Annotated in this window: 5 protein-coding genes; all 5 read left to right on the top strand. The window is 44.4% G+C overall.

Going from position 1 to position 3,596, the window contains the following annotated elements:
- Positions 1-403 (top strand): substrate-binding domain-containing protein (locus KH180_RS16500; protein WP_290762428.1); only part of this gene is annotated, 403 nt, incomplete at its 5' end.
- Between the two features lie 65 nt (positions 404-468).
- Positions 469-729: a shikimate dehydrogenase family protein gene (locus KH180_RS16495; RefSeq protein ID WP_290762425.1), complete on the top strand. Its 261-nt coding sequence runs from the start codon at positions 469-471 to the stop codon at positions 727-729.
- 38 nt (positions 730-767) lie between these two features.
- Positions 768-1,274, top strand: a complete 507-nt coding sequence (locus tag KH180_RS16490) for a shikimate dehydrogenase family protein (RefSeq protein WP_290762422.1) — start codon at positions 768-770, stop codon at positions 1,272-1,274.
- Positions 1,275-1,295: 21 nt separating this feature from the next.
- The gene (locus KH180_RS16485; protein WP_117565547.1) at positions 1,296-2,540 is read left to right on the top strand and encodes an ABC transporter substrate-binding protein; all 1,245 of its coding nucleotides are present in this window, start codon (positions 1,296-1,298) and stop codon (positions 2,538-2,540) included.
- Positions 2,541-2,563: 23 nt separating this feature from the next.
- Positions 2,564-3,439, top strand: a complete 876-nt coding sequence (locus KH180_RS16480) for a branched-chain amino acid ABC transporter permease (protein WP_002589537.1) — start codon at positions 2,564-2,566, stop codon at positions 3,437-3,439.
- The last annotated feature ends 157 nt before the right edge of the window (positions 3,440-3,596 follow it).

The following is a 3,596-nucleotide window of genomic DNA, read 5'->3' as shown; positions in this document are numbered from 1 at the left end:
CCGGGGATACATACGGGCGCTGAAGGAACATGGTCTTGAGATAGACTCGGAATTAATCAAAGAAGGGGAGTCAGATGCTGTCATTGCTTATGAGGAGACAGAGAGGCTGGTAAAAGACCGCACTATGACCGCTCTTTTAATCTGCAATGGCAATATGCAGATCGGAGTGATGAAGTGTCTTATGGAGCATCAAATTAAGGTTCCGGAAGAACTCGCTTTAGTTGGGATTGGAGACAATGCCTGGACGGAAATTACCAATCCTCCATTGACGGTTCTGCGTCATCCTGTGGATGAGATGTGCCATCTGGCTGCAGAGCTTTTAGTTGGGAGGATTAAAAATGGCGGGACTGATTATAAAGAGTATCAGCTTAAAATGCAGATGATTAAACGCAAATCATTTTAGAGTATTAAAACGTGCTTCACTTAACTTTGCTGGATAAAGATGACCTTGTTTGGAGGATTATGCATATGAAAACATGTTTCAGACAGAGACTGACAGGAGCCCTGGGATACCCCATTGATGAGAATCCGTCACCGGAAATGTATGAGGCAGGATATAAAGCTTTAGGAATACCATGGCGTTATCAGCTGATGGAGGTTAAGCCTGAAAATTTGAAAGCTGCCCTGGAGGGAATCCGGGCATTAGGATTCGAGGGGGTGAATCTGACCATACCCCACAAGATTGCAGCGGTGGCTTATATGGACCGCCTAACAGAAATGGAGAACTGATAGGGGATAATACGGATGGTAAAGGATTCATCATTGGGATGGAAAAGAGGGGGGTGTCCCTGGAGGGGAAACGTATTGTCCTGTTAGGCGCAGGCGGAGCGGCCAGAGCGATTGCGGTTGAGTGTGCCCTAGCCGGAGCAAAGGAACTGACAGTAGCGGCTAGAAGAGAGGAGCCGGGAAAGGAGCTCTGCAGGGTTATACGGAATATGGATTGCTGCAAGTCTTCATTTATCAAATGGGTGCCGGGACTCCAAATTCCGGATTGCGATATATTAATAAATGCTACGAATTCAGGGCTGTATCCGGATTCGGGGTGTCCTGATATCTGTTATGAGAATATAAAGGAAGGGATGATTGTACAGGATATTATTACAAACCCGGCAGAAACTTTATTCCTAAAAAAGGCTAAAGAAAAGGGAGCATTGACCTTTGATGGACTTAGTATGCTTGTGTATCAGGGGGCCTTGGCCGCTCAGATGTGGTCTGGGGAGCTGCCACCGGCAGAGGCTATGTACAAAGCGTTGGAACAGATATTTAAATCATGATAAAAGAGATGAAGGAGGATTATGATGTTGAAGAGAAGGATGCTGGCGTTGATGTTAAGTGTGGTCTGCTGCGGTGGAGCTATTTTAGCCGGATGCAGCCAGAATCAGGGAGCGGGGACCTCGGATGCGGTAACCAGTGCTGGTGGAAAAACGGGAAATGATGTCCAGGAAGGAACCGGTGCGGATTCAGGAGGAGATACTGCCGGCAAGAATAAACTGGCCTATTTCTTTCCGCTGACAGGGGATAATATGCAGTATGGAGAGATGCTTATGAGGGGCTCTGAGCTTGCGGTGGAATTGTTTAATAAGGAAAACGGAACTGATTATATTACGGAATTCAATGATGATAAAGGTGATGCGACAGAAGCCGTAAATGTAGCCAATAAAATCGTGTCCGACTCATCGGTGATAGCAGGCTTAGGAAGCTATGCATCCTCCTGCGCCATGGCAGCAGCACCTATTTTTGAATCAAACAAGCTGTTGCTGGTAAGTCCGGCAGCATCGCATACGGATTTTCCCGGCATGGGAGAGTTTATGTTTTCCTGTGTCATGAGCCAGAAATATGAAGGTTCTGAATTTGCTAAGGAATTATATAAGATTACAGGCGGTAAGAAGCTGGCTATCATCTATCAGAATACGGACCAGGGAGTTCTGGCAACAGATTTATTTGCAAATGAGTGGGAAAACCTGGGAGGAGAGGTGGTTGCTAAAGAGGCCTTTATTACAGGCTCTACCAAGGACTTCACACCTATATTATCAAATGTGAAAAATAAAGGAGCTGAAATTATATATGCAAGTGCGGCTTATAATGAAGCTTCTCAAATATTTATCCAGGCGAAAAGCCTTGATATCAGCGCACAGCTTGTGGGGCCGGGAATGTGCCTTAAAAAGGAACTGTTGGATATTGTGGGAGATAAAGCGGATGGAGCTTTAATACTCAGCAGCATACCTTATTTTTCAGATAATGTAGAAGATACAGAAGGACTGGACGATAAGACCAGGACATTTATCACTGCTTTCAAGGAAAAATATGGAGAGGTTCCGGACGGATTTGCTGCCCAGGCATTTGATACTACCAATATTCTGTTAGACTGTATCAAAAAGGTGGGGACTGACAGCGAAGCGCTGCGCCAGGAGATTGCTTCCATTCGGGAATTCAATGGGGTATCGGGTTACAACATGGCATTTAATGAAAGCAAAGAAATGATAAAGGGTATTTATGTGTACGAGTTAAAAGATGGGGACTTTGTGAGAGTAGACCAATAGCCTTTGGCGGATAGGAGAAGAGTATGTTTTTGCAGCAATTGATAAATGGACTGACAATTGGCAGTACATATGCTCTGGTAGCCATTGGATTTTCAATGGTATTCGGTGTGATCAAACTGACCAACTTTGCCAATGGTTCGCTGTACATGCTGGGAGCTTATCTGTCCCTTATGCTCTACCTTCTGACTGGTAATTTTGTGGTGGCATTTTTGCTGAGCTTGATTCTGACAGGAACAGCAGGATATTGTCTGGAGCGGTTTGCGCTGCGGTACCTGAGGAAAAAGCATGCGCCTAATCTTTCGGCTTTAATCACCACTCTGGGTATGTCAATGATCATGGATAATTTTGTCATGTTGTTTTTCGGAAGTGAGACGAAATCTTTTCCAAACAAACTGGATTTGGGGCGATTTTATATAGGAAATGCAGTAGTGAGCTGGACACAGGTCATTATATTGGCAGTAGCTTTCATTCTCATGACAGTTTTGTCACTGATTGTGTATAAAACAAAGTTGGGAAAGGCTATGCTCAGTACAAGTCAAAATATGGAGGCAGCCAAATTGATGGGTGTGAATATAAACGGAGTTATATCCTTTACGTTTATATGCAGCGGGGTGCTGGCCTGCATATCAGGTACTATGGTTGGGATGTACTACCAGGCAATTGATTCTACTATGGGTGCCATGATTGGTATGAAGATATTCGCGTCAGCTATTCTGGGTGGAGTGGGTGTGCTGCCAGGCGCTGTGGTGGGTGGACTTTGCATGGGAGTTATTGAAACAATTGTAGCTGGGTATATGAGTTCCGGATACCGGGATGCCATTGCGTTCACTGTTTTGATTGTGATTTTGTTATTCCGTCCTGTGGGATTGTTTGGCAAGAAACAGATTAATAAAGTGTAGAAGGGAGGAGCGGTATGTTAGAAAAACTTAGTTGTATTCTGATTCGTTATAAGTACCCCCTTATGGGAATTACGCTTGTCCTGGCAGTTGTATTTCCATTTCTGTTCAAATCACAATATGTTATCAGAATCGCTACAATCGCATTGATGTATGTAAT

This window comes from Anaerostipes sp., from assembly GCF_018381315.1.
GTDB lineage: Bacteria > Bacillota > Clostridia > Lachnospirales > Lachnospiraceae > Anaerostipes.
The sequence above is the reverse complement of the archived record's forward strand: the minus strand, read 5'-3'. Positions and strand labels throughout refer to the sequence as shown.

Coding starts and splice junctions, on each gene's coding strand:
- KH180_RS16480 (WP_002589537.1), top strand. CDS start 2,564: ATGTTTTTGCAGCAATTGATAAATGGACTGACAATTGGCAGTACATAT.
- KH180_RS16490 (WP_290762422.1), top strand. CDS start 768: ATGGAAAAGAGGGGGGTGTCCCTGGAGGGGAAACGTATTGTCCTGTTA.
- KH180_RS16495 (WP_290762425.1), top strand. CDS start 469: ATGAAAACATGTTTCAGACAGAGACTGACAGGAGCCCTGGGATACCCC.
- KH180_RS16485 (WP_117565547.1), top strand. CDS start 1,296: ATGATGTTGAAGAGAAGGATGCTGGCGTTGATGTTAAGTGTGGTCTGC.